Consider the following 23,246-nt stretch of genomic DNA (forward strand, 5'->3'; position numbering starts at 1 on the left):
GACTTCCAATTATAGACGATGTTTTATCATTCATAATCTAAATGTCCCGATAACGAATGACGATTTGTTATCGGGCAAACGGAATTGATATTATCTTTTGTTATATTTATGGTATATAAAAAGTTTTAATGGTTTGCTAAAAAAGGATGAAAGTCAGTCATGTTAGATAACGCGTTTGTGGCTTTTTTGAGATCATCCTTAACGATCAGGATAGTGCTTTCTATCTTGATCATCATTGATGGTTCTATGATTTTAAAGCCTGTTTTAAGTGCTTATACGGACTACATTGACTGGCGTGAAAATGGTTTTACCGAGTGGTTGAAATCATTAGGGTTTATGAAATTATTAGATATTCCGCGTTTTTTACTTGGTATTTCACTCATTTTTCTTTCTCTCTTTATGTTAAATGGCGCGCGTATCGCGTGGATTTTCTCTCTATTTTTATTAGGGATCATTTCATTTGTTGATTTACGACTAGCCCAAGAAAATATTCACCAAGGTTATTTTTCTTTGGCCTTATTTGTTGCACTGGGGTTATTTTGGAAGCTTTACCATCATCACAGCTTAACCAGTGCGGGGTTTGTGGCAATTACCTGTATTATTTCATTATTGTTATATTCCATTTTCGGTACTTTATATATTGGCAATGAGTTCCTACCCGTCGTGAAAGATGGTACAACGGCCTTCTATTTCGCACTGGTGTGCATGACGACAGTTGGCTTTGGCGACATTGTGCCCGTGACGTTAGATGCTCGGGTATTTACCGTGACTGTCATTATTCTAGGTATTACTATTTTCACCACTTCAGTTGTGTATGTTGTTGGCGTATTGGCAAAAGGCACAAAAGAAATTGTGCGTAAGAGGTTTTCATATATGAAAAATCATTATGTGGTGATTGGTAGTACGCCAATGGCGGTCAATGTGTATCAAGGATTAAAAAAACGCGAGCTACCTGTAGCCGTTATTTGTCAAGAGAATCACCGTAGCCATTACCCTGAAAAAGACAATATTGTCACAGGTGATCCAACCAGTTCTGAGCTACTTGCCGCCGCCAATGTCAAACATGCGAAGTGTGTGTTGATCATGACTGACAGTGACTCACTTAGCACATTTGCTTTGTTAGGTGTGAGGGAGTTAGCGGGCAGCGATAGCACAGTAAAAACCGTTGTATTGATCAATCAAGAAAGCAATATGGATAAAATCCGCTTGCTTAAACCCGACATGTTATTTTCTCTATCCACTTTAGGCTCTGAAGTTTTGATGCAAGTGCTTTGCGGTGAAGCAATATCGAGTGACTCCATCAGTGATATGCTGTTGAACAAAATTGCCAAATCTTAGAATAAAAAACAGGAAATCAACGGCATGCTAAGTGCACAACAAGTCAGTTGCCATCGTCAAAATCGCATTTTATTTCAACAGCTCGATTTTACCGTTCAACCGAGTGAAATTTTGCAGGTTGAAGGGCCTAATGGCGCGGGAAAAACCACGCTTTTACGAATGATGGCTGGGCTACTTAAGCCTGATGAGGGCGAGGTATGTTGGCAAAATCAACCGATTGACAAACTTAAAGAAGAATTTACTCGCCATTTGCTGTATTTAGGCCACAAACCTGCTGTTAAATCGTTACTCACGCCGTATGAAAACCTCAAGTTTTATCATCAAATGCACCATAAAGGGCCTGAAGGGGATAGCATATGGCAGGCTTTAGAGGAAGTTTCGTTGATTGGCTTTGAAGATATTCCTGTGAACCAGCTTTCTGCAGGGCAGCAGCGCCGTGTGAACTTAGCACGCTTGTGGTTAAGTGAAGCACCATTGTGGATCCTAGACGAGCCTTTTACCGCAATTGATGTGGCAGGGGTTGAACGGTTAACGATGTGTTTTCATCAACATGCTAATCAAGGGGGGATTATTTTGTTTACCTCTCATCAGGCGATGTCAGGGCGATTTGGCTCATTAAAACTGACGGGTGGAGGTGAATCATGTTTTGGTTATTAATTAAACGAGAATTGAAAATTGCCTTTCGCAGTTTTTCTGAGTTAGTTAACCCACTGTGGTTTTTCTTGATTGTCATTACGCTTTTTCCGCTGAGTATTGGGCCAGAGCCACAGCTATTATCACGTATTTCTGTAGGGGTTTTTTGGGTTGCTGCCATTTTATCATCTTTACTTTCTTTAGAGCGTTTATTTAAAGATGATTACCTTGATGGCTCCCTTGAGCAGCTATTGTTGGCGCCTCATCCCTTGTTTATCACTGTTTTTGCAAAAGTGATTGCACACTGGTTAGTGACGGGTTTACCGCTGATTTTATTGTCACCAATCGCTGCATTGATGTTGTCATTTACTAGCGATACCCTAATGGTATTAGCGGGAACATTACTACTGGGAACGCCTGTGTTAAGCTTTATTGGCGCGATAGGTGCAGCACTGACGGTGTCATTAAAAAAAGGTGGTGTGTTAGTTAGTTTGCTGGTATTGCCTTTATATATTCCCGTGTTGATTTATGCGACAGGTACCATGGAAGCGCACAGTTTCAAAATGCCATTAGATGGCTATTTTGCCATTCTCGCTGCATTATTTGCCGCAAGTATTACTTTCTCCCCTTTAGCGATTGCAGCAGCGTTGAAAATCAATATTAGCAATAGCTAAAAATCACATCATTTATCTTTAAATAAGGGTGAATTATTGCCCTTATCGCCCTTTCTTAGTTATTTTCACTCATCAAGCTCTAGTTCACAATAAAATCTAAATCAATAAGATATATTTACTCATTTTTTGGGTGGCTATTAGTTATTTTTTATTTTTTTAGCGTAACAATAATGGTGGAAATAATTTTTATGCCAAGTTAATAAGGTTTATCAGTGAACTTAACGCCATTTAAATAAGCTGGTTTTTCTATTGTTTTTTTTATGAAAAACTTTTTTACAGTTTAATATTACATTTAAATCAATTCATTAAATAAAATACCAAAGGGTGTAATAAAAATGCAGGGGCTAGTCCGATTGTAATTTAAGTCAAATTGTGTAAAGTTGCGTATATTGACTTAACTCAAATCATAGTGATTAATAAAAATAATGTTTTTAAAGCGTAATTTTATCTATGGATCAATTTTATTTACCTTTTGTTTTCCTACCGTCGCAAAAGCCTCACTATTGAAGCCTGATAATACAGATAACTTATTTAATCGGCAGACGCAGCAGCAGCAAGCGCAACAACAACAATTTGACGCGAAGGCTCCTGATGTCAGCTTGCTTTCACCTATTGCAAAAACACAGTTGCAATTCCCTGAGGAAACCCCCTGCTTTGTGATTAGACAAGTTGAAATCACAGGGCAAGAAGGCTTACCTCATTGGGTTCCTGTACAACGTTTAGCCAATCAGGCGGTTGGGCATTGTATTGGTATTGATGGTATCAATCTCTTAATTACCGACGTGCAGAATCGTTTGATCAGTCATGGCTGGATCACTTCACGAGTGTTGGTACCTGAGCAAGATTTATCTACGGGCACACTTAAATTGGTGGTGCTACCTGGTAAGGTACAAAAAGTTCTCTTTACTGATAACTCATCTCAATACAGCACGTTATATACCGCGATGCCAGCGCATTCGGGAAATTTATTAGATTTGCGTGATATTGAGCAAGGCCTCGAAAATTTACAACGCTTACCAACGGTACAAGCTTCAATGGAAATGATCCCTGGGGATGGGCCAGGCGAAACGCAAATTGTGATTAATCGGCAACAATCACGCTATTGGCATGCGAGCGCATGGGCAGATAACACAGGGTCAAAAAGTACGGGTAAAAACCAAGCTGGTATCATGCTTGCCTTGGATAATCCGACCTCACTGAGCGATCTTTTCTACATTACTGCAACTCGTGACTTGAGCTTTTCAAGTAGCAAGGATACGACGAACTACAGTGCCCACTATTCTGTTCCTTTTGGTTATTGGCAATTTGCGACCACGGCGAGTGATTATGAATATACACAAACAATTGCTGGTATGAATGATGATATTCAATATCGTGGAAAAAGTAAGAGCTTAAACTTGCAGCTCAGCAATGTGTTATATCGTGATGCAACAGCAAAAACGACGGCAACGTATGATGTTAACTTACGCGAAACACGTAACTTTGTTCGTGATACCGAAATTGAAAACCAAAAGCGCCGTACTACCTCTTGGAAACTGGGTCTCAACCATCGTCAATATATCGGGCAGTCAACGATCACCGCTGGCGCAAGCTATCAACATGGAACGCGTTGGTTTGGTGCGATGCCTGCTTTTGAAGAAACGAACGATCCCAACTCAAGGGAATATGCCACTGCACTGGCAAAAGTGATGCAATTTTCAGCCTCCGCAAGTATTCCTTTTCGTGTTTCAGACCAACAACTGCGTTTTGAAACTCAATATTTACGCCAAATTAGTGACAGACAGCTAACTCCTCAAGATCAATTCAGTATCGGTAACCGCTGGACGGTTCGCGGCTTTGATGGGGAACGAACTCTCAGTGCAGACCAAGGATGGACGCTAAGAAATACCCTTTCATGGGTAACACCGCTCCCGAACCAAGAGCTCTATCTTGGGGCTGATTATGGGGAAATTGGTGGACACGGTACATACCGTAATCTTGGCAATCACCTTGCGGGGGGCGCAATTGGTCTGAGGGGAGCAATCAGTGCGGCTAACCTCAGCTACGACCTCTCTATTGGTACGCCATTCTCTAAACCTGACGGATTTAAAACGGATCCGGCGACGTTTGCATTTTCTGTTAATTGGAATTATTAAGGTATCTCAGGATGAATAAGTTATTTTACCGTTTAATTTTTAATGCAGCGCGCCAAATGGTGATGGTCGTTGCGGACATTACTCGCAGTCATCAAGCAGGGCCTGCGTGCCAAACAGAAAATCGTGTTAAAAAAACAGTAAATAGCCGAGTTCGTTGGTCAATTAAACCCATTGTTACTAGTCTTTGGTTGACGTTGGGTATGGTGAGCATTAGCGCCTCCGCATCGAACATTAAAGCGGATAGTAATGCGCCTAGTAATCAGCAACCGACGATTGTGAATACCCAAAATGGGTTACCTCAAGTGAATATTCAAGCGCCTAATCGTGATGGCGTTTCACGTAACCAATACAGCCAATTTGATGTTGATAACAAAGGGGTAATCCTGAATAACAGCCGCCACGATGTAAACACACAATTGGGTGGGATGATCCAAGGCAATGAGTGGTTGGCAAAGGGCGAGGCGAAAATCATCTTAAATGAGGTAAATAGCCGCGATCCGAGTCAATTAAACGGTTTTATCGAAGTTGCAGGGAAAAAAGCCGATGTGATCATCGCCAATCCAGCGGGGATCACCTGTAATGGTTGTGGGTTTATCAATGCGGATAAAGCTTTGCTATCGGCAGGCAAAACCTTGATTGAAAATGGCAAAATCAAAGGGTTTGAAGTTGATAAAGGCAGTATCAATATTGTTGGTAAGGGGTACAACGGTAATGGTACCAACTATACGGCGTTAATCGCCCGTTCAGTCAATATTAATGCTAAATTGCATGCTAAAGACTTAGCCATTACCACAGGGAAAAACACGGTTGCAGCGGATGGGAAAACCATTCTCAAAACGGATAATTCCACAACGGATGATAAACCTGAGTTTGCTTTAGATGTTGCTGCATTGGGGGGGATGTACGCCAATACCATCAAAATGCGTGGAACAGAAAATGGCGTGGGTGTACGAAATGCAGGGCATATTGGGGCAGAAGCTGGGGATATCACTTTATCAGCGAATGGTAAAGTGGGGAACTCGGGGGTGATCACGGCACGCCAAAACATTGCCATCGACAGCCAACAATCAATTCATAACCAAGGTACTGTTTTAGCTCAGCAAAATGTGAAGCTCAATGCAAAACAGGCAATTACCAACACCGATAAAGGCCAAATGGTTGCTGGACGTGATACGGCCTTAAATGCCGCACAAATCAACAGTGATAAAACAGCCTTGCTCGCGGCAGGGGTCGACAGCAAAGGAAAATTAACCTCGGCGGGCTCTTTAACGGTTCAAGGTGATAAAAACGTTACACTTCAAGGTGATATTGTTGCTAAAGAATCGTTAACAGCGACAGGGAGTGAACTCGACCTTTCGTTCTCAAATACCCAAGCTCAAAACATCACACTGACATCGACAATAAAAGATATTCGCACCAAAGAAGCGCATTTACAGGCAACGGATAAAGTCACATTAACGGCAAAAACAGGGATTGATAACCAAAAAGGGGAAATTGTTGCCAAAGACTTGTTGTTAATTGCCCCTGAATTTATCCATAACCAACAAGGTAAATTGGTCCAAACGGGCAATTCGAAAAACGCATTACAGACTCAACTGCTTGATAACCAAAATGGGGAAATTAACCTTGCGGGTGATACCGCAATCATCACGCAGCAGTTGAATAACCAGTCAGGGCAGCTGCTCAGCCGTGATGGCAAAGTGGATATTCAAAGTCAAAATGTGAACAACCAGCAAGGCACGATTTTAGCCTCTGGCAAACAAGGGCTATCCATCAAAACAGACAAGTTGGATGGAAAAAAAGGGGAAATTCTGACCAGTGGCGCCCTAAGCTTAACTGGGAAATCCATGAATTTGGATAATGGGAAGACTCAAGCTGAACAAATCACCTTAAAAGCCAATGCGTTCTCTCATCGCCAAGGAAATATCCTACAAACAGGCGATAAAGCCATGACGGTGGACGTTGCGACGACCTTGGATAACCATGGGGGAAGTGTGTCATCCAAAGGTGACCTGCACATACAGGCCGATAACCTTGATAACAGTGATGGTAAATTATTCACCAGTGCTAACAAACAGTTAGAGATCACTGCAACCACAAAATTGAATAACACGCAGGGCGTGATCCAAACTGATAAATATTTAGCTATCAAAGCCAATCAGCTGGTGAATACACAAGGAAAAATTAGCAGTTTATCAGGCGCTGCATTACTCACCGCAAACCAGGTGGATGGCCATAAAGGAACGGTTTTCGCACAAAACTCTTTGCACATTGAAAGTCAAGATATCAATTTAAATCATGGGCTTACGCAAGCTAATCAAATTACCATTTTAGCCAATAACTTTTCCCATCAAGGTGCAACGTTACTGCAAGTAGGGGAAGGGAAAACAGAACTACGCATTCAAAATCATTTTGATAATCAGCGTGGGGAAATCTCCAGCAATGGGCAAATTGAGATTTCAGCCAATGCGTTGAATAACCAAGACGGCAAAATTATTGCAGCGAAATTAGGGCAATTATCCCTAAATATTCAACAAGCATTGAATAATACTCAAGGCACATTATTAGGTAATCAAGGTATTAAACTTGCAGCAAATCGTTTGATTAACCAATCAGGTAAACTTATTGCGAGCTTTGGAGATAACCAGCTAACACTTAAGCAGCTAGAGGGCGAGAAAGGCGAAATACTCTCGAAAGGCAAGCTGACTTTAACGGCAGATAATCTCAACCTTAATGACGCAATTACCCAAGCTGACAATATTCAGATAGACGGGAAAAATCTTTCTCATCAACGTGGGAAAATGCTGCAAACGGGCAGTGAAAAAGGCCAAATAAAACTGACTCAAGCCCTTGATAACCAAGCGGGTAATATCAGTAGCCAAGGTGCTTTACATCTGGATGTGAACGCGTTGGCTAACCAACAAGGTACTGTCGTTGCTGCGAAAGTGGGGGCATTGTTTATTCATGCACAAGACAGCGTAGATAACACAGCAGGAACGCTGTTTGCCGAACATGATTTCACATTGAACGCCTCGCAACTCACTAATGTGGATGGCAAGGTGATTAGCAAGCAAGGAGACATGTTCATTGTTGCTGAAAATGTACAAGGCCAGCGCGGGGAAATTATCGCGGATGGGGAGCTTGTACTGCATGGACAAGACATTGACTTGAGCGCAGGAAATACACAAGCCAATCACATTCAGCTGACAGCGGAAAACCTAAACCATCAGCAAGGGACAATGACTCAACTTGGAGAGCAACAAGGTTCACTTCTCGTTTCTCAACACCTAAATAACCAAGCGGGTAACATCAGTGGTAATGGTTCTTGGCAGATAACGGCAAATACGTTAGGAAACCAACAAGGCAAAATATTCAGTGCAAGAATGGGGGCGTTAAACCTACAAATTCAACAGGTACTGGATAATACAAGCGGCACCTTAACTGGACGCCAAGGGGTATTCGCCGATACTCAATTACTGATTAACCGTACAGGTAAAGTGATTGCGAGTATGGGGGATGTTACCTTAAACAGCCAATCTCTTGATGGTGATAAAGGCGAGCTACTGGCTGCAAATACCTTGAATATTCAAGGTGAAACGCTGTCATTAAACCAAGGGGTTACTCAGGCAGATCAGGTTTTTCTCACGGCAAACACCCTCGAACACCAAAATGGCAAATTATTACAAACAGGTGATAAAGCAGGAAAAATCACGCTGCAAGGGCGGTTAAACAACCAAGCAGGTGAAATTGGCAGTAATGGCCACTTTACGATAACAGCGGATTCCCTTGATAACCAAGATGGCCAGATTTTAACAGCAAATAATGGTCACTTATCCATTGATGTAAAAAATGAGTTAGTTAACCAAAATGGTGCTTTGGTCGGTGAAAATGGCTTGAAAATCACAGCGAGTGAACTGAATAACCAGCAGGGTAAGGTTGTCGCACGCCATGGGAATAGCACATTAGATATTGCGGGTCATATCAATAACCAAGCGGGACTTATTGCGGCAGAGCAAGTATTGCAGATGCGTAACCAAGCACTGCAAAACCAGCAAGGGTACATTCAGGCCAATAGCATCAATATCAATACCCAAAACCAGTTATTTGATAACACACAAGGGGCATTGTTAGCGCAACAAAAACTCACGTTAAATAGCGGTAAAATTGAAAACCAGCAGGGCACCATTCAGTCAGGTAGTGACATGCTGATTGATACTCATGGTGAGCAATTAAACAATACACAAAGTGATGATAATAAAGGTATTTATGTACAAGGCGGGCTAACGTTAACCACGGGGGGGCTCGATAACGAAAAAGGCCGTATTGTGGCAAAAGGCCAGTTGGCGCTTAATAGCCAAGCGTTAACTAACCAGCAAGGTTTGATTGGCAGCCAATCTGCTATCTCGATGAAAACTCAGCAGTTGGATAACATCGAAGGCACGATTAAGGGGCAATCTATCACCCTTGATACTCAAGGCCAACGTTTAACCAACACCGCAAAAACAGACGATCAAGGGATTTTTGCTAGCCAAAAACTGGCGTTAACGGTTGGTGAGCTGATTAATCAACAAGGCCATATTCAAGCGAGTGATATTAGAATCGATACACAGAAAAACCGTGTCGATAACTCCCAAGGGGAAATTTTAGCCAGTTTCGGGTTAAGCCTGAACAGTGGGGAGTTTGATAACCAGCAAGGGCGGGTTCAAGCAGGTCTGCAGTTAGCCTTGGACACTCATGGGCAGCTTCTCAACAATAGCTACACACAAAAAAGTGGTGGGTTGTTAAGTGGTGGGAACCTCACGCTCAACAGCGGCAAATTAACGAACCAGCAAGGGCAAATCCAAAGTGCGGGGGTAAATGTATTAACCTCTCAGACCTTGGATAACCAGCAAGGGCGGATTTATTCGGGTGGCTTATTGGATATCAATACTCAGAAAAATGATGTATTGAACCAAGAGGGCGTGTTAGCGAGTGAAGAAAAACTCACCCTAACAGCCAATGATCTGAAGAATCAGCAAGGGTTCGTGCAAGGTAAACAAGGCTTAAATGTCGATGTTAATCATATCGATAACCAAAAAGGCACACTCTTAAGTCAATCTTCAGCGAAAATCACAGGCACCACCCTGAATAACCGCGAAGGAACATTGCAATCACAGGGAAATAGCCACCTGACGATTACGCAAGGTGTTGATAACCAACAAGGGCAAATTTTATCAGGGGCAGATTTACAGGTTGCTAGCCAATACCTGAATAACACCAAAGGCACTCTTCAAGGGCTAAACAACGTTGAATTGCTTTTAGTGCAACAGCTTGATAACCAACAAGGCTGGATTAAAGCTAATGGTAACCTGAATATCACCGCAAAGAATATTGATAACCAAAATACCGCCCAAGCAGGGCAAGGGATTGAAGGGCAAAATACCACGCTAAAAGCGACTGAATTGAATAACCAACGTGGCGCAGTGCGCGCAGGGCAAGCTATTCAGGCAAATATCGCTCAATCCTTAAATAATAACCAAGGCATGGTATCCGCAGGGTCAGATTTGACCATTACTGATAATGTGAAAGGAAAAGCTTTAACGCTGACAAACCAGCAAGGGGTCATCGTTAGCAATGGTTCTGCGAGTGTATCAGCGAACACATTAACAGGCGAAGGGAAACTTATTGCCCAAAAAGCACTGACATTCGCTATTAATCAAGCATTTGAAAATCATGGGCGTATTCAGGCGGGCGAACGCTTAACCGCTAATTTTGCCCAAGGTTTCACAAATTATGGGCTAATGTCTAGCCTTGGTGAGCTTGCTTTAAGCACGACGGCTGTCATTAATCAGCTATCTGGGGAAATTAGTGGGCAAAATACGCGAATCAAGGCCAGTGGCAACGTCCTCAATACTGGGATAATTGATGGTACCTTGACCCACATTGTTGCAAAAAATCTCAATAACGTAGGTACAGGGCGTATTTATGGCGATTTCTTATCAATAGCAGCCAATGCCTTATTGAATGATAAACAAGGGGATAAATCGGCGGTTATTGCAGGGCGTAAAGAGGTTAATCTCGCAGTTTCTGAGCTGGTAAACCGCGATCACGCTTTAATTTACAGTGACGGTGATTTAGCCATCGGCAATGTGCTCAACGACAAGCTACAAGCCACAGGCCATGCTAAAAGTGTGAAAAACCACAGTGCAAATATTGAAGCGGATGGCAATCTTACTCTCAAAACTGATCTACTGGAAAACAAAGATATTCACTTAGAGCTGACTGAAAAACCAGTTGAAGTTAGCCGCGAGCACTTTGATTGGTACGATTACGGTAATGGTAAGCGCTATAAAATTCAGCCACGTAATGGTAACCAAACCCGTTATGCGATTAATGACGATGGTACGCTCAACAAAGAAGTGGGTATTCACTATGAAAAATCCAATCGCTGGCGGATGTTTGAGTATGGTAATTGGACTAAAAATTTCTATGAATATGATTACGACCGTATAATTTATGAAACGCAAATCATCAAACGCGATGCAGCATTAATCACCAGTGGTAAACACTTAACGATTGATGGACAGCAACTGAATAATGAAAATTCACGCGTTGTTGCGGGGCAAAACCTGATCTTAACAGGCTATGAGCTAAACAATAAAGAAGCACAAGGTGTTCGCCATATTTTTGAGGATGGAAATACGATTTATCGCTATAAAGGCGGTGGTAAATGGAAAACGCGTACTAGTACGTCAAAATACCAAGGTATTAATAGCGAAGAAGATTTACCGCTACATTTACTGGAGGTAAAAGAGCAAGCGGGGGGAATTAATAAAACTCACTTGGATGGTGTGAAAGTCAATCCGCTCGATGGCGCAGCGGATACCGTGTCTGAGTCAACGATAACGGATAACCAAGGGGCGTTGCTGGCGGAAACTACATTAAAAGACAGTCAAAATACGCCTCTTGAGCTTACAGCAGGCCAACAGGCTGAAGTAACGCAATTACCTTCGGTTTCGGCGAAAGCTGACGTGAGCGATGATAAAACTGTTGGCGCGACAGCGCAGACAGGTGATGCCAATGTGGGGAATGGTACTGATATTCAAGGCCAAACTGACGTAGGTAAAGGGCAAAATATCACGGCAGAAAAAGCGCCCCAAGGTAAAGACAACCTCGATACCGTGATCAGAACCGTTGGGCCAAGTACCCAATTGCCAGATAACAGCTTGTTTAACGTCATACCAGGCACGGATAGCCAGTTCTTAATTGAAACGGACTCTCGCTTCACTAATTACAAAAAATGGTTATCCAGCATTGATATTGTCACTAATGAGCAGCTACATAAGCGCTTAGGTGATGGCTATTATGAGCAACGCTTAGTTCGCGATCAATTGATTGAAACTACAGGGCAGCGCTTATTAGGCAACTACAATAGTGATGAAGAACAATACCGTGCGCTGCTGACGAATGGTGTTGCGTTTGGTAATCAATTTAACCTGACTCCAGGTATTGCATTATCACCAGAACAAATGGCGAACTTAACAACCGATATTGTGTGGATGGTAAATAAAGAAGTCACCTTGCCAGATGGACGTGTTGAGATGGTAAGTGTGCCCCAGGTGTATGTTCGTGCACGCCAAGGCGATCTAAACGGCAATGGCGCACTACTTGCAGGGCGCAATGTGTCTGCCAATATTACGGGTGATTTGCTCAATAGTGGTGAAATTAACAGCCGCGAATTAACAGATTTACGCGCAGAAAATATTGAAAACAGCGGGCGTATTCAAGGGAAGGATATTCAGCTCAACGCATTGAAAGATATAAAAAATGTGGGTGGTGAAATCCGTGGTTTAGATAGCGTATCACTCTTAGCGGGGCGCGATATTCTCAGCGAAACCGCGCAGCGTGGAGATGGCCAATCACAATGGCTCGACCGCCCTGCCAGCATTTATGTTACGGGTGATAACGGTCAGCTTACCTTAAAAGCCGTGCAAGATATCAACCTGATCGCTACAGATGTTGGCAATTTAGGCGTTGATGGTAAAACCTCCATTATTGCGGGTCAGGATATTAGTTTAGAAACGCGCGATGTTAGCTCAGCGTTTGATTACACACATAATTCAAGCAATTACTATCGTGGCGCTAATAGCACAGAAGTGGGCACACAAATCCAAACTCAAGGGGATTTAACACTGTCTGCAGGGCAAGATCTCTCCGCTCGCGCAGCGAATGTGTCCAGTGGCGGCGAATTAGCTGTGAATGTGGGGCGTGATATTAACCTGACCTCAGGGGTGGAAAGCAGTGACTATGCTAAGCACACCAAACACACGGACAAAGGTTTTCTATCGAGCACCACAAAAGAAACCCATGATGAAGTCAACGCGCGTACTGCGATCAGCAGTACATTAAGTGGCGATAGCATCAAAATGACCGCAGGTAATGACGTGAATATTCAGGGCAGCAATGTTCTGGGAACTAACGATGTTGCCGTCAATGCAGGTAACCAGCTGAATGTCACTACGTCTGATGAGGCGTTACATGAAACTCATATGTCCAAGACGAAGAAATCAGGGCTGATGAGTACAGGCGGCTTGGGTTTAACTGTCGGATCAACGTCTCAAAAAGTCACGACTGATAGTGACAGTAACTTGAAAAAAGGCAGCGTAATCGGCAGCTCCGCAGGTGATGTGACACTGGAGGCTGGTGGTTCAGCGAACATCCATGGCAGTGATGTAATCGCCGCGAAAGATATTAATATCACAGGCAGTGACGTGAATATTACGGCCGCTGAAAATAGCCGAACCGATATCACGACGGTGGAAAGTAAGTCCAGTGGCCTCACGGTGTCATTAGGTGGTACTGCGGGCAGTATGTTAGACGGTATGGCGCAGACAGCGAAATCGGCGAAACAGGAAGACGATGGCCAATTAGCGGCACTTAAAGGGATGAAAGCGGGTCTGCAAGGTGTTCAAGCAGAACAAGCCGGTGAGTTGGCTGGGCTGAAAAAAGGCGGCAGTGTCACAGATGCCTTTGGTGTGAACGTGTCTTATGGCAGTAGCTCGTCAAAATCCACGACAAAAACGCAGCAAAATACCGCATCTGGTAGCAGCCTGAGCGCTGGGGATAATATTAACCTTACAGCCACGGGCAAAAAAGAAGGCAGTCAAGGCAACTTGGCAGTACAAGGCAGCCAGTTAACCGCAGATAAAGACATCACCTTAACAGCCAAAAATGATATCAACCTGACCAGTGCCACCAACAGCCAAACCGTGGATGGTAAGAACGAAAGTAAAGGCAGTTCAATCGGTGCGGGTATTAGTACGGGCGGTTGGAATGTTAATGCGAGCGTGAATAAAGGCAATGGCTTTGAGAAAGGCAATAGCCAGTTCTATACTGATACAGAGGTTAATGCGGGCAAACAACTGACGCTTAACAGTGGTAAAGACACCACGTTAACCGGTGCGCAGGTGAGCGGTGAAACCGTGAAAGCCAATGTGGGTGGGGATTTGACCCTATCTAGCCAGCAGGTGACGGACAAATATGACTCGAAACAACAAAGTGGCAGTGTATCTGGCAGCATTGGAACAGGGTTAAATACCACGGCTTCGGTGAATGCCAATAAAACCGAGATGCACAGCGATTATCAATCGGTGGATAAACAAACGGGTATCAATGCCGGTAAAGGTGGCTTTGATATCATGGTCGGCAAGCACACTCAACTCGACGGCGCGGTGATTAGCAGTACGGCAGAGGCTGAGAAGAACAAACTCGACACGGGCACACTGGGCTTTGGGGATATAAAAAACAAAGCGGAGTACAAAGTGGAAAGCCACAGTGGCGGGTTTAGCACAGGTGGCTCGCCATTTGAAGACCAGTTAGCGGGTAATGCGGCAGGTTCGTTATTGACCAATGTGAATAACAAAGGGAAAGACAGCAATAGCACGCATGCGGCGGTGTCGGGAGGTGAGATTGTTATCCGCGATAAGGATAATCAGAAACAGGATGTCAATACGTTAAGCCGTGATACTGATAATGCCCACGAGAAGCTGAACACGATTTTTGACAAAGAAAAAGAGCAGAAACGGATAGAGAAAACGCAGCTAGTCGGCGAGTTAGGTAAGCAGATTACGGATATTGCGGTGACGGATGAGACCATAAAAGCCACGAAGGATGTAGATAGAGCGCACCCTGAGTTGAGTGGCAAGGAAAGAGAAGATGCTATTCAAGCTCAAGTTAACAAATCTGAATGGGGCGTGGGAGGCGATAAACGCCGCATAGTGGAGTCGGGCACAGCGTTAATCCAAGGCTTGGTGAATGGGGATGTAAATAAAGCGGTGGCGAATGCGAGTGCGCCGTATATCGCGAATCAAATAGCGCAACATATCCCAGCTGAAAATAAAGAGGGTCGTATAGCGGCGCACGGTATTGCGAATGTTGCATTAGCACTGGCAAAAGGTGAAAATGCAGGAGCACAATCGTTAGGTGCGATGACGGCAGAAGCGGTGGGAATGCTGTCGCAAGAGCTGTATAAGAAAAAGCCAAGTGAGCTAACGGAAGATGAAAAATCGACGGTAAGTGCGTTTGCGAGCCTGGCCGCGGGTATAGCGGGAGGGCTAGTTGGCGGGGATACGTCGAGTGCGGCAAATGCCGCAGAGGCAGGGAAGACCACGGTTGAGAATAACTTATTATCGAATAAATTTGGTGTTGATAAGTTAGATGATAAAGGCAAGGCTCTTCAGAAAAAGCTAGAAGACGCTGGTATTGGTGGCGTTGATGATTTACAAACCAAATTTGTCGGTTGTAATGGAAATGCTGACTGTGAACGTAATGTTCGTAACGAATACCGAAATCAAGAAAAAGCCGCAGGTGAAAAACTCGTTGGTCTATATCAATCAGGTCAGTTGAGCAAAGACGAATTTAATTACCTTGTCACCGAATACACAACCGCGATGCTTTTAGGGATAGAGCAAGGCGAAAAACTCAGTGATACTGGATTTGATTGGATTGGTGATATTTACCGCCTGTCAGGAAGTGACTGGACAGTAGCAGGACAAATAAATAACCCTTATTTCAATGAAATTAGAACCACTGAACTCATTGTAGAATGGAAAGCTCAAGGGATGAGCGATGAAAAAATCCAAGAAAAACTACAAAAAGATAGTACATTTGGCGGTTTGATAGCTCCTGTTGATGTCAAAAGTATCCTTAATTTAGTGGATAATGGGGCGAGTAAAGAAGATCTGGCTAAGGCAGCTACAGGGATAGCACTTGCTAAGGTTCTTCAAGGAAAGAAAAATAATACAAGCAAGCCTGATACAGGGGAACATAAGGTTGTTGAAATAAAGTCAGGCGGTAAAGGTGACTGGAACAAACAGTTAAATAAACCTGAGCCAAATACGATTTATAAAGTAGATGGTAACAACACCTATAGAACAGACTCTCAAGGAAGAGTGCAAAGTGTAGAGGCAAAACTTTCATTAAATACAAATGATAGAAATAGCTATCAGCAGTGTAAAGCTGGAAAGTGTGGTATTGCAGGGGATGAAGGTGGACACTTAATTGGTACCCGATTTAATGGACCAGGAGAGAAAATTAACATTGTTCCAATGAACTCTAATTTAAATAGAGTGGAATGGAAAAAAATGGAGAACTCGTGGGCTGAAGCGTTAAAGAACGGTAAACAAGTTAATGTTAAAATAGAGCCGGTATATTCAGGAAATAGTGCACGACCAACTAAATTTAATGTTAAGTATACGATTGAAGGGGAAAGACCAGTGATCAAAAACTTTACTAATACTCAAGGAGGAAATTAGATATGAATGATCAGATTATATATCAAAAAATTGGACAAATACTCGTAAGTTCAGGCCCATCAAATGCTAAAAAAGTTATTGTAAGAGCTGATCTTTTTCGTGAAAGAGATGGTTGTACTTATGAATTTGATTATATAAATAAAAGCAATGAATTAAATTGGTATGACCCTGATAGTAAAGCTGTTAGTGAGTTAACAGATGCACTAGAAGAACTGAGAAGCTTTTACATTGATAACATACAGCCTAGAAAAAAATCATTTTGGAGCGGCTGTGAAATTACTTTGAATCTAGAAACAATGAAAATAAACATAGATTTTAAGTATGAAGACTAAATAAGAGGTCCCAGCCCCACACTGGGATCTCCTTAGCCGCTTTACTCCCCCTCAGCCAGCCGGATGATCAACTGTCCGGCTTGGCGCGTGAGGGTATAGTGACTACCGACCTCAAAGCCCATCTCATTCAGCCACTTACCGCTTAAGGTGAGTTGTGGGCTGGGGTTGGGCTTACCGCGGTTGGGGGCGTAACCCACTGTATATTGTCTGGTTTTGCCCCCTTCTTCTTTAATCACCCATCCAAATATTGCAAGCCTATCGTGTTATTTCCGTTTCTTTTTTTGTTCAAAAACACCGAACAAACCACCGACAAATACGATTCGAAGCAAAAAGGCGGTAGCTTGTCGGGTAGCATTGGCACAGGGTTGAATACCACGGCATCGGTGAATGTGAATAAAACCGAGATGCACAGTGATTATCAATCGGTGGATAAACAACCGGGTATCAATTCAGGCAAAGGCGGTTTTGATATTACGGTGGGTATATATGAAGTCGCGCCGTTTGTAGGTAAACTCATTTTTATTTTGAATTATTGCAAGAAAAGACATTGTCTGAGATTGACGATATGATTGGCGTTACAGGTTTTTACAGCTAGTTGATATCACAGTGATACTGGCTAATTTTAAAAAGATATGTGAGAAATAAACGCTGAATTAATAGTTTTTGGAGTAAAAGTTTATGGACCTTAGTTGGCTGGAAAAAACAAAAAACTATTTAATAAGTCATGAGGGTGGAGATCTCTATTATTTGGTTGAATCATTGATTAAAAGGGAAAAAATAACATATAGACAATTTCTTTATGATGCATCTCATGGCATTAGTAATGGTGAAGGTGAAGGATTCGATTTTGCATTGGATGGTGATTATGATGATCCAAATGACTTTAATTCTGTTGAGTTTTACGTTGGTGGGCTGGAAAGTACCGAAATGACAGTGTCTATTTTTATAGAGTTAATGCAATATATATCAGACAATTATGTCATTGATAATCCTACGGATAAAATATCAGTTGAGAAATCAATGCTAAGAATTAAGCAACGTTATTATAAATTTTTATAAAAAATAATTAATTTATTTTAACCTTCTAGTGAGCGATTTAGTCTGTAGCTAATACTGTCATCCAACTTTGATTACCTAAAAATATCCACATTAGCGTATAAGTAGAAAAATAGATTTATCAGCGTAGGGTGCTATAGTTTATGTGAAGAATATTATCCTTTAGCACAATATGAGAGAGGGACTTATGAGCTTTTTCCAAGAGATTTTAACTAAGGTCTTTAAACCCGCGGATGCCAAAATAGAAAATAGTGCAGACCCTGTTGCTGCAATGACGGAAGCGATTAGAGCCAATATTAATATCAGTAATGATGCTATTTCAGATAATAAAATTGATGCCATAGCTGTGTTAGAAGGCTTGGCAAAAAGTTACCCGCAAAAACTTAATTGGAAAGTGTCTATTGTTGATTTGTTAACATTATTAGGTTTGGATAATAGCTTAACGGCGCGGAAAAAGCTTGCTGCAGAGCTAGGTTATCAAGGTGATACAAGTGATACTGCAACCATGAATGTATGGTTAATTAAAGAAGTGATTAAGCAGTTAGAGCAAGCGGGTGGTAATGTGAATGAGCTCGTGAATCAACTCAAAAAATAAGTCTCAGTGGTGCCGTAGCGTTTTGACTACGGCACGCTTAAAGTCACCATTAAATAAAAATAGTACAGCCTTTATTTCTCAGCGCTTTAATCACTTTTGGTTCCTCAGTAAAGCTATTCCACCGTAAATCGAGTTTAATGAGGTCAGTTAAATTTATTAAACTGTCGGGTAATGTTTGAAGTTTATTGGCACGTAAATCCAAGTATTGGAGAGATAGCATTTCACCTATGGATTCAGGTAGTTGAGTTAACTGATTAAACCTTAAATTTAAAGTATGCAATTTCTTAAGTGCAGATATTGCAGGGGAGATAGTGTGAATTTTATTTTGATTTAGATCCAAAATACGAAGAGAAGATAGGGCCGAAATATTATCCGTAAGCTCTGAAATACAGTTATTCATCAAGTGTATTTCATGCACATTGGATAATTGAGAAAGTGAGCTGGAAAAACGCTCTATTTGGTTATTATACAGACGCAGTTCCTTAAGATTTTTTAACTGAGAAAACCAAGAGGGTATCTGCGTTAACAAGTTATCCGTTGCATTGAAATAAACCAGATTTTTTAACTGAGATAATGAATTTGGTAAAGTGTGAATGCCATTATCGCTCAAATAGAGGAATTGTAATTGATGCAGGTTACCCACTTCATCGGAAATTTCAACAATATGGTTATGCCCTAAATCTAACATTTTGAGCCGCGTTAACTTTGCTATTTCTGCGGGGATCGATTGAATTTGATTACAAGAAAGATTAAGCACTTTTAGGTTTTCACAGTGAGTTACTCGGTAGGGAAATGCACTGAGATTATTGTTATAGGCGCTTACCAAGCTGTAATCAAAAGGCGCTAAAATAAGCGTATCAATTTCTTCTCGACAGCTTGAATCCAGATTGAGTTCAAACTCAGAGTTGGAATGTTGGTGTAGCATCGCCTTCCTCACTTTAATAGAACGTATTATGTGCAGTTTATCTGTAAAAAATAGAATAATGAACAACATAATAAGATTGAATTGAATGGCCTTTTAAGTCATTAATCATGCTGCTACCTATGATACAGTTTAAGCAATTAATAGGATTCCAATACTAGCCAAGGCGGTTTAGATGCCTAATATTTTATTGTTAGATAGCGAAAGTTTCTCACGCACATTGTATAACCCGCAAGAGCAAGACTCACCCGTTGTTGTTGTCTATTTTTCAGCGTCATGGTGTATCCCTTGCAAAAAGATGAAGCCTGTTTTTGAACAATTGGCGAATCATTTTGAAAACAGTGCGGTTAAATTCGGTATGGTTGACATCGCTCAGTCCCCCATATTAGCGCCTAAATATGGAATTAAATCTGTCCCAACAATCGCTATTTTTAAAGAGTCTCGATTGATAAAAGTGATTGCGGGAGAGGTTTCTTTCACTCAAGCCGTAGAAACGTTAAACCAAATATTTTGTGTTAATTAGGCGTTCGGTTTAAAGTGGCTTTTTCCTCTTTATAACAATAATAAGCTCATCGTTATGCTGCTATTGATTTTTGAAGGTTTACTGATTGGATGCTTGCTTGGGTTAACAGGGGCGGGCGGTGGTATTTTAGCGGTTCCTGCGTTGATGGCAAGCCAAAATTGGACGGTGGCGCTTGCTGCACCTGTTGGACTTCTAGCAATAACATTAGCTGCTTTTATTGGTGTTATTCAAGGGCTTATTAACAAAACAATACGATATAAAGCCGCTATATGGATAGCGATAGTCAGCATTCCTTTTGCTAAATATGGTATTTTTCTTGCTCAAATAATTACGCCTGTTTGGCTGACTTTAATCTTTAGCTTAGTGATGCTTTATGTTGCATATCGTACTTTTTTTGCTCAAATGGCTGAATTAAATGATGCGCCGTGCCAAATTAGCCAAGAGACGGGGAAGTTTATTTGGAATATAAAAACAGCGTCGATATTAGGTGGTATAGGAATTATTGCAGGGCTTTTAACAGGGGTATTAGGTGTTGGTGGTGGCTTTGTGATTGTTCCTGCGTTACGAAAGGTATCCAATTTAAATATAAAAAGTATTATTGCAACATCATTGATGGTGATTTTTTGTATCGGTAGTGTGAGTATTTTAATCAATATTTTAAATGGATTTCAATACCCTAAGGAAATTAGCTTAATATTTATCACATCCTGTGTCATTGGTTTACTAATAGGGAGAGTCATCATAAATTATATTTCAATAAAATTAGTTAAAAATATATTTGCAATCCTAATTATTATTGTTTCTTTTAGCTTAATCTATTCAGTCTTAGATGAGTTAAATATTTTATGAAATTGTGCTTTAAAGGTAAATGTTAACAAATTAGATTATTCAACTAGCAATTTAACTGTTTTTATATTCTATAGTGTATAACATGATTTTCATATTGACGGATTATTGTATTGTTAGTGAATAAAACGATTTATCTTCACCTTCAATGCGGTATAATGAACAATCGCATTTCATCTTCTCTGATAATAGCTTAAAAGGATTTTTGATTATATCAATCAGGGGGGCACTAAAGGTTGACTAATATAATTATGACAAAACAAGATAGCTCAACAACAATAATTGATATAGCTAAACGTGCAAATGTTACTGATATTACCGTTTCACGTGCATTTAATCATCCCGAAATGGTAAAGAAAGAAACAAGGGATAAAATATTAGCGATTGCTCAAGAACTCAACTATGTTCCCAATCTTTTTGCACGAAATCTGAAAAATAAAAATAGCCGCATAATTGGTGTGGTTACTGACAGTACATTTAACCCTTTCTATGTTGTTCTCATTCAAACCGTTTCTCGTTTAGCAAAAGAGAAAGGGTATCAAGTGATGATTTTTGATTCAGATAGTGATGAAAAAGCGGAGAAAACGGCAATCGAAACACTCGTTAGCTATAAGGCGAGTGGCATTTTACTATCACCAGTGCGTGATGATAAAGACTACCAGCCTAGTTATCTTTCATTAATCGACCAACATAATGTTCCGTTAGTATTTGTCGACCGTGCGATTTATGGCTATGAGAAAAAATATTCTGGGTTATTTTTGAAGAACTTTGAAATTGGTGCATTGACAGGAAAATTCCTTAATGAACAAAATAGCGAAAATACGTTAATTATTTCTGGCCCTAAAAATTCAGAAATCAGCTTGTCTCGTTTGTCTGGAATATATGCAAGCTTTCCAAATAGAAAAAACCTTAATGTCTTATATAGTAGTTATATGTTTAATAAAAAAGATGAAGCGTATTTAAGACAAAAAGTTCAAGATCTATACACTCCAGGCATGTATATTGTTGGGCTAAATGGAATTATTACCGCGGGAATGTATAAAATCATTGCGGAATTAGGGCTATCTTGCCGTTATTTTTCAGTCGATTTACCACCTTATGCAGATACCTATCATTTATCTATTTCTGGTGTTCATCATGATTCCGTTTACCTTGGGGAATTAACCACAGAATTATTATTCTCAGAAATAGAGCGTGATACAAATAAAGGCCATGAAACGAAACAAATTTTTGTTGATGGTAAGCTTGTTATTTATTAATAATATATAATTGCCTCGTTAAGGGGCTCTTTTATCCGATTATCTTTCCTTCATAATACCTTTACTATTTTATATTTCACTTTAATTTGTGATTAAAAAAATCGGTTAATTGACAGTCATAATCTACAGGCAATTAACCGATAAGGTTGAATTATGAAAAATCTAGCGTTTCATTGAGCTAATAAATGTTGCACCCCAGATAATTAAGCCTTTCACAATGTATTGAACGTAAGGGGAAATACCTAGTAAATTCAATCCATTATTTAATACACCGAGGATCATGGCTCCAATTAATGTACCGATGATCATACCACGTCCACCCGCAATGGAAGCGCCACCCAAAACCACTGCGGCAATCGCATCTAGTTCAAAGCCGACTCCTGCATTAGGTTGCCCACTCATGACGCGTGATGTAAAAATTAAACCCGCAAATGCAGCAGTAAAACCACTTATTACATACACCAACATTTTGTAGCGTTCAACGCGGATACCACTTAAGCGAGCGGCTTCTTCATTACCACCAATAGCGTAAATATAACGACCAAATGAGACGTGGTTTAAGACGACGTAAAAAATAAGATAAAGGCCAAGCATTAATAAAATTGGCACTTGAATGCCCATTAACTCTTCACGGCCCCAGAAGGCAAATTCTTTGGGTAATCCTGATATTGGATAGCCACCGGTATAAATTAACGCTAAACCTTTCGCAATAATCATCGCGCCTAATGTGACGATAATGGGAGGCATTTTACCGTAAGCGGCTAAAATTCCATTAATAAAACCAAATGCAATCCCTGATAATAAACCCAGAGCAATGGCTGCATATGGATCCATACCATAATATTTCATTAGGCCAGCCATCAAGGTGCCCGATAAAGCCATAACGGCACCAACAGATAAATCAATTCCGCCAGTTAAAATGGCAAACGTCATACCAATAGCAATAATGGCATTAATTGAAACTTGTCGTGCAATGGTAGAAAGGTTATTTACCGTTAAAAAATGCTCATTAAAAATGGACATGCAGGTAAATAAAAGAATTAAACCAACAAGTGGTAAGAATGCAGGTATTTTTGTTAATTTAGAAAAACTAAATTTAGTTTTAGTTAGTGGAATTGCACTTTGATTAGACATAGTCATT

15 protein-coding genes are annotated in these 23,246 nt (G+C 41.0%); 12 read left to right on the forward strand and 3 right to left on the reverse strand.

Annotation, left to right across the window (positions count from 1 at the left end; translation table 11 throughout):
* Positions 1-159 precede the first annotated feature (159 nt).
* The 6 genes from M1F05_RS04050 to M1F05_RS04075 all read left to right on the forward strand — a co-directional run bounded on the left by M1F05_RS04050 (position 160) and on the right by M1F05_RS04075 (position 16,904).
* On the forward strand, positions 160-1,338 hold the full coding sequence (locus M1F05_RS04050; protein ID WP_206084697.1) for an ion channel: 1,179 nt from the start codon (positions 160-162) through the stop codon (positions 1,336-1,338).
* A gap of 24 nt (positions 1,339-1,362) precedes the next feature.
* A complete protein-coding gene (gene ccmA, locus M1F05_RS04055) occupies positions 1,363-1,995 on the forward strand; it encodes a cytochrome c biogenesis heme-transporting ATPase CcmA (RefSeq protein ID WP_206084698.1) in 633 nt (210 codons plus the stop codon).
* The gene (ccmB, locus tag M1F05_RS04060) at positions 1,980-2,645 is read left to right on the forward strand and encodes a heme exporter protein CcmB (RefSeq protein WP_206084699.1); all 666 of its coding nucleotides are present in this window, start codon (positions 1,980-1,982) and stop codon (positions 2,643-2,645) included. Before ccmA ends, ccmB begins: the two co-directional genes overlap by 16 nt.
* Positions 2,646-3,070: 425 nt before the next feature.
* Positions 3,071-4,780 (forward strand): ShlB/FhaC/HecB family hemolysin secretion/activation protein, encoded by a 1,710-nt coding sequence (locus tag M1F05_RS04065; protein ID WP_206084700.1) that lies wholly within the window; start codon positions 3,071-3,073, stop codon positions 4,778-4,780.
* Between the two features lie 11 nt (positions 4,781-4,791).
* Positions 4,792-16,572, forward strand: coding sequence for a hemagglutinin repeat-containing protein (locus M1F05_RS04070; RefSeq protein WP_206084701.1), 11,781 nt, complete (start codon positions 4,792-4,794; stop codon positions 16,570-16,572).
* A 2-nt stretch (positions 16,573-16,574) separates the two neighbouring features.
* The gene (locus M1F05_RS04075; RefSeq protein ID WP_206084702.1) at positions 16,575-16,904 is read left to right on the forward strand and encodes a hypothetical protein; all 330 of its coding nucleotides are present in this window, start codon (positions 16,575-16,577) and stop codon (positions 16,902-16,904) included.
* 41 nt (positions 16,905-16,945) lie between these two features.
* Here the strand turns inward: M1F05_RS04075 and M1F05_RS04080 are convergent, their stop codons facing one another.
* Positions 16,946-17,140 (reverse strand): SymE family type I addiction module toxin, encoded by a 195-nt coding sequence (locus M1F05_RS04080; protein ID WP_318825973.1) that lies wholly within the window; start codon positions 17,138-17,140, stop codon positions 16,946-16,948.
* Between the two features lie 105 nt (positions 17,141-17,245).
* On the opposite strand from M1F05_RS04080, the gene M1F05_RS04085 reads away from it, so the two are divergent.
* The 3 genes from M1F05_RS04085 to M1F05_RS04095 all read left to right on the forward strand — a co-directional run bounded on the left by M1F05_RS04085 (position 17,246) and on the right by M1F05_RS04095 (position 18,555).
* Complete coding sequence (locus M1F05_RS04085; RefSeq protein WP_206084703.1) at positions 17,246-17,473, forward strand: hypothetical protein; 228 nt, start codon at positions 17,246-17,248, stop codon at positions 17,471-17,473.
* A gap of 109 nt (positions 17,474-17,582) precedes the next feature.
* Positions 17,583-17,963 carry a hypothetical protein gene (locus M1F05_RS04090; protein ID WP_206084704.1) on the forward strand — a complete coding sequence of 127 codons (381 nt, stop codon included), beginning with the start codon at positions 17,583-17,585 and terminating at the stop codon, positions 17,961-17,963.
* A gap of 184 nt (positions 17,964-18,147) precedes the next feature.
* Entirely contained in the window at positions 18,148-18,555 is a 408-nt protein-coding gene (locus M1F05_RS04095; protein WP_206084705.1) for a DUF3597 domain-containing protein, read from the forward strand.
* A gap of 49 nt (positions 18,556-18,604) precedes the next feature.
* Here the strand turns inward: M1F05_RS04095 and M1F05_RS04100 are convergent, their stop codons facing one another.
* On the reverse strand, positions 18,605-19,480 hold the full coding sequence (locus tag M1F05_RS04100) for a leucine-rich repeat domain-containing protein (RefSeq protein WP_318825974.1): 876 nt from the start codon (positions 19,478-19,480) through the stop codon (positions 18,605-18,607).
* A 172-nt stretch (positions 19,481-19,652) separates the two neighbouring features.
* Between M1F05_RS04100 and M1F05_RS04105 the strand changes: the two genes are divergently transcribed.
* The 3 genes from M1F05_RS04105 (at position 19,653) to M1F05_RS04115 (ending at position 22,105) form a co-directional block, all read left to right on the forward strand.
* Positions 19,653-20,000, forward strand: a complete 348-nt coding sequence (locus M1F05_RS04105; protein ID WP_206084707.1) for a thioredoxin family protein — start codon at positions 19,653-19,655, stop codon at positions 19,998-20,000.
* Positions 20,001-20,054: 54 nt separating this feature from the next.
* Complete coding sequence (locus tag M1F05_RS04110) at positions 20,055-20,849, forward strand: sulfite exporter TauE/SafE family protein (protein ID WP_206084708.1); 795 nt, start codon at positions 20,055-20,057, stop codon at positions 20,847-20,849.
* A 248-nt stretch (positions 20,850-21,097) separates the two neighbouring features.
* A complete protein-coding gene (locus M1F05_RS04115) occupies positions 21,098-22,105 on the forward strand; it encodes a LacI family DNA-binding transcriptional regulator (protein ID WP_206084709.1) in 1,008 nt (335 codons plus the stop codon).
* A gap of 162 nt (positions 22,106-22,267) precedes the next feature.
* Here the strand turns inward: M1F05_RS04115 and M1F05_RS04120 are convergent, their stop codons facing one another.
* Positions 22,268-23,245: an ABC transporter permease gene (locus M1F05_RS04120; protein ID WP_375084037.1), complete on the reverse strand. Its 978-nt coding sequence runs from the start codon at positions 23,243-23,245 to the stop codon at positions 22,268-22,270.
* Between the last annotated feature and the right edge of the window lies 1 nt (position 23,246).

Source organism: Providencia sp. PROV252 (assembly GCF_033676005.1).
Taxonomy (GTDB): Bacteria; Pseudomonadota; Gammaproteobacteria; order Enterobacterales; family Enterobacteriaceae; genus Providencia; species Providencia vermicola.